The sequence below is a fragment of the Antarcticimicrobium sediminis genome (genome assembly GCF_004348975.1).
GTDB lineage: Bacteria > Pseudomonadota > Alphaproteobacteria > Rhodobacterales > Rhodobacteraceae > Antarcticimicrobium > Antarcticimicrobium sediminis.
Window position 1 is genome coordinate 1 of record NZ_SMFP01000044.1, and the last position, 4,783, is coordinate 4,783.

The following is a 4,783-nucleotide window of genomic DNA, read 5'->3' on the forward strand; positions in this document are numbered from 1 at the left end:
TTCGCCTTGAACTCGGGCGCGTGCTGCTTGCGTTTCGACATCTCTGATCTCCTTCTCGTCGAAGATCAGCAGACTGCAAATCGTAGCTTACGTCACTGTCCGAATTTCGGGGGGTAGCTCACTCTTACTATTTTTCAGGTCACTATTGTGTTGAATTCTGCCGGTACTTACTCGAAACTCGGTCGTATCAAGCCTTCCCTCTCACAGAGTACCCATGGGAGGCGGGGGTGGCGACAGTCGTTCATACATGCCGCCACTAAAATAATTTGAAAAGGTAAGAATATGACGCTTCAGAATGGATATTTGATCGCGGGGATCGTAGTTGCGATTGTCGCAGTTGTTACCTTGTTTTTGAAGCTTCGGAAGAAAGCATCCTCTACAAACAATCAAAACGCAAAGGCCTCCGGTCAGAACAACTCGGTTTCTCAATACTCCAACATTTCGACAGGTGGTAAGACCGAAGACCAATGAACTTCGTTTTTTCTACCATCAAATCATGGTGGCCATCCAATAACCAGCAGAGTTCTCAGTCCGCGAAGGTGGTCGGAGATAACAACAGCGTTGATCAAAGTATCAACATTTACGTTGGCGACAGAGGCGGCCTTCAAAAGGCGCTGAGTTCGGAAGCCGCATTACCTGAAGGTACGGAATGGAAGGCAGCGATTCACGCCGATGCCGTTTCGGATGATGGTTCGGAAGAGTTCAAACTCATTTCCAAATTTCGTGAAGTTGCAAATGGGGGCGACAGCACCACTGCCTTGAAGCTACTTGAAGGGTTAAAGACTGATGAGAGGTTTAGTGATGGGTTTGCTGCGTTTCGTCTGAGCTTCAACGTCGGCATTGTTCTTCAAAATATCGGAGAATATGAAAAAGCAAGCGCTGCACTAAGGGGTGCACACGCCTTCAGTCCTGAACACCCGAAGGCGAAAGCTGGGCTTGCACTTGCGGATCTAATTGACGGAAGGGATGAAGAAGCTTTTGAGCAAGCTGTGAGCCTGCTTTCGGCCGAAGGAGATCATGTAAATCTGTGCGCGGCCATCGCCTTCAATGCTGCAAAGCGCCTCAAAGTAAAGTTCGAAGTTGAAGGCTACGAGTATGTCGACACATCGAACGAAGATATCATCATATCGCGCTTAGATTACGCCGAAGTCGTTCATCCCGACCAATTTGACTCTATGCTCAAGGATGCGATTAATGCGGATCCTGAGAATAGCCGGCTAAAAACTACTTGGGCACACGCAGTCCTCAAGGACGCACAACAAAACAGAGCTTTTCTCCTGGGTTCTAAGATGGCCGAGGGCTTCGAGAAAGATGTAACAGATTGCGCGTCGATACTGTTGCATGAACTTGAGTGTTCATTGAAGCAAAATCCGCCAAACATGTTGTTACTTCCATCGATGGCGAACAATGCCGCAGTTGCACTTCGCTTGAATGGTCGAGACGCCGAAGCAAGTGTTTTATTAGACCGTGTAATAACAAGCTTTCCAGATCTCAAAAAGGATCTTGCTCAAATTCGCGCAGCGCTGTTTTTACAACAAGACAAGGACGCCGAAGCTTTTCAGCTCATCGCACCAATGCAAGACCAGCCTGAATTTCAGGTGATGGCGTCGGAGATCGAAGCTCAAATCGGAGAGCCTGCCGCAGCTCTCGAACGCATCAATTCTGCACTTAGCCTGACAATGCCCGATGGGCTTAGGTGTCAAGCACTGGCTGCGAAAGCCAGGATTGGGATAAGCCTGACGGAACGAAATTCTGCAGATGAAGCCATCGACGAGCTAAATTCTGAATTCAGTGGAGCTCCAGAGCTGGTGCTTCTTAGATCGGCATATTCCAGGGCATTCGAGTTGCGATCAGCAGCCGAAGAAGTTGAAAGCCTACCCATTGTCGGAGAAGAAAAAACAACTAAAGACCAAGAATTCCTCGACAGTCTCGAAGGTGTCGAGGATTGGGAGTTTTTTGATGTTTTCCAAGCTGCCAATGAACTGTTCTACCGTGGATTTTATCGCCAAAGCAGCGAATTGCTTCGTGACAGGGTGAGTTTTTCGCGTGAAAGCCCAGCGTTGCAGCTTCTATGCGACTCTTGCATGCGTGGCGGGATGGCTACGCTGGCGAGGGAAATTAGTGAGAGCCTATCCAATGACGTTCAAAATTCGACCTTCGGCTGGAAATTTGGTGCAAATACAGCAAATCTAACAGGTGAGATTTATAAAGCCGTTCCGCTGACGAGAAAACTATTTGCGGTGAACCCAACTTCTCTGAGCTCTCTTCAATGGTACGTCCAATCCTTGCTTCGGATGAATGATCCGGGCAGGATTCGTCGAGTCGTAAGAGATCTAAACGACATCGACTTGGTCGGCGCGATCTCCGAAAAGCGTGAATATGTCAACTTGCTTGTTTTCTGCGGAGAAATTGAACGCGCCAGAAATTATGCGTATCGGCTATATTGCGAACACCCAAATGACCATCATTCCTGGATGGCTTTGAGTTCCAGTGTTTTGGCACTCGGCTCATCACCCACCGAAGCAAAAGACCTCTGGTTGACGAATGTGGCGGAGAATGCGGCTGTTGAGGTAGTTCAGCCGTCAGGTGAAAGGCGTAAGTATGTCCTGGAAACTGATATTGAGCTTTTTCCTCTGCGGCAGGAAAATATCAAAATGGACCACCCCATCGCCCAAGCGCTTCTGCACCTGCAAGAGGGAGATTCTTTCGATTGGCCTTTGGCGGGACAGGATGGAAATGGTTCTATCTTGTGCATCAAGCACAAAGCGCTGGATGCATTTCACTTTGTAATGCAACGCTTTGAAGAACAGTTCCCAGATGCAGATGGCTTCTCTTCAGTTAAGTGTGACCCCACAAAAGATGATGGACTTGAGGAGATCATGGACCTTCTTAGGCAGCGCGCACAATACGGCCGACAAAAAATTTCGGAATATGAAGGTGGTTCCCACCCTTTGGCGCTGCTCGGGGTTACTTTGGGGCTCGATCCGATTGACACTTACCTTGGCATCCACCGCGAAGGCGGCGCTACGGTAAAAGTGTCTTCATGTAAGTCAGAAGATCAGGCTAATGCATCTGCATGGCTGAAGGTAGCACGGAAGAAGGGCATGTTGCTCGATGCACTCTCAATCCATTTGCTCCGCCGCCTTGATCTTACAGACGTAGTGGAACAAGAATTCGGAAAAATCGGAGTCACGCAGAACACAATAGACATTTTCGCACGTCGTCTCCATGAGGCGATTACGATGGGTGGTCTTGATGATGATGGAAGGCGCAGAGCAGGGAGTATGTCATACCAGGATGGCCGTATTGTGATGTCGGAAATGTCTGAAGAAGAAATCGGAGAAAAGGTCAGTCTTCATCAGGCAGACTTAGATTGGCTACATGCCTCATGTAAACTAATACCCGCGGTTGCTAAAGAAGACCCAGCCGATGAGATCATTCGAGTGAGAAATTCACCAGGCGGGGCGTTCTTGGATGATCTTTTTGCCTGTGATGGTAGCAGTCGAATTCTGGTGTCCGACGACCTTCATTTAAGGCAATGGGGACAAGGCCTATTCAGTGTGAAAGGCGTGTGGATACAAGCGCTTCTGTTTCACCTTGAAGAGGAACTTCTTATCTCTCCCCAAAAGGTAGTTTCTGCTACGATTCATTTGCTTGGCGCAGGTGAGCAAGCTCTAAGCATAAGTAGCGTTCGCTTACTTATAGGTGCGGAGATGATGAACTCCGGCGAGCTCACAGAGCAAGATTTCCAACTGTTAAGTAGTGTCATTGGTCAGCCAGGCGCAGAGATGGCTTCACACATAAAGGTTGCTTTAGAAGCGATAAATGGGCTTTGGACAACAGGCTCCACGTTGCCTGTCAAGCATCGCGCGACAAGCATTATCCTAAGAAATCTCGTTAGACATCAAGGTAGCAATAGCGCGTTGGTTATGGACACGATCCAAACCTTGGCGAAGCTGCCTGATATCAGAGAATATATGAAAAACTGGAGGATTGGTCACTTCATCGTGCATGCGACACCTTCTGAGGTTTAGCTTCGGGGAGGCAACCCACACATTTCAGGGCAGGTCACCCGCTTTACGTTGATAAGCAACCCGAATTACACGAGTGGCTACTTACCATTCTTCGCTTGGAGACACGCCTCCCAACCTTCCAACGCTTGGATCAGAAAGTTCAAACTTTCTCTCTCTTGCAGCACCATTCTTTCAATGAATTACTTGGTAAGGCCGGTGCGAGAAATCGCGCGCGCAACGAAATGAGCAACGAAATTTATTCGTTCGGCAATCGTTATCGGTTCGATTTCGGCCAGGTTGATCTCTCCTGTACAATCTTGATTTCAGGTTTCTTTCGTCACCCCTATCGAAACAAGATGAAGTGGTCCGGGAAAACTGGACCGGCAGATAAGATGTATCCAACGCTGATGATGGGGGACACGAATAACCAAGAGACGCAGCTTTCGGTCAAGTTCAAAGGTGAGGAGGATCAGGAATTGATCCAGTGGATCAATTTCCCGACGATACGTAGCGCTTGAGGCGTTGCGAGGAGACAAGACGGCGCAAGAGATTGCGGCTAGGTGACCCATCCCGGGAGGTAATACGGCTGTTTTTTGAACAGCTCTGGTTTGAGTTTGTGCCAGTCTTTCATCGCCTGCAAGGGCGTCTTACTGTCAATCGGCATGCAATCCTGACCCCCTATCGGCGCCCAAAAATGACCCCTTTATTTTGCGCAGGGGTAGCTGGCCCGATGCGGTGTAGCCATCACACAGCGCAGCCGCGTCGGGCCA

At 48.9% G+C, this 4,783-nt stretch carries 3 protein-coding genes; all 3 read left to right on the plus strand.

Annotated features, from left to right (window positions below):
- The first annotated feature begins 282 nt into the window (after positions 1 to 282).
- The 3 genes from E1B25_RS21800 to E1B25_RS21810 all read left to right on the plus strand — a co-directional run bounded on the left by E1B25_RS21800 (position 283) and on the right by E1B25_RS21810 (position 4,531).
- On the plus strand, positions 283 to 471 hold the full coding sequence (locus tag E1B25_RS21800) for a hypothetical protein (RefSeq protein ID WP_132831666.1): 189 nt from the start codon (positions 283 to 285) through the stop codon (positions 469 to 471).
- A complete protein-coding gene (locus E1B25_RS21805; protein WP_132831667.1) occupies positions 468 to 4,034 on the plus strand; it encodes a PIN domain-containing protein in 3,567 nt (1,188 codons plus the stop codon). The genes E1B25_RS21800 and E1B25_RS21805 overlap by 4 nt, the downstream gene beginning before the upstream one ends.
- A 95-nt stretch (positions 4,035 to 4,129) precedes the next feature.
- A complete protein-coding gene (locus tag E1B25_RS21810) occupies positions 4,130 to 4,531 on the plus strand; it encodes a hypothetical protein (RefSeq protein ID WP_132831668.1) in 402 nt (133 codons plus the stop codon).
- The last annotated feature ends 252 nt before the right edge of the window (positions 4,532 to 4,783 follow it).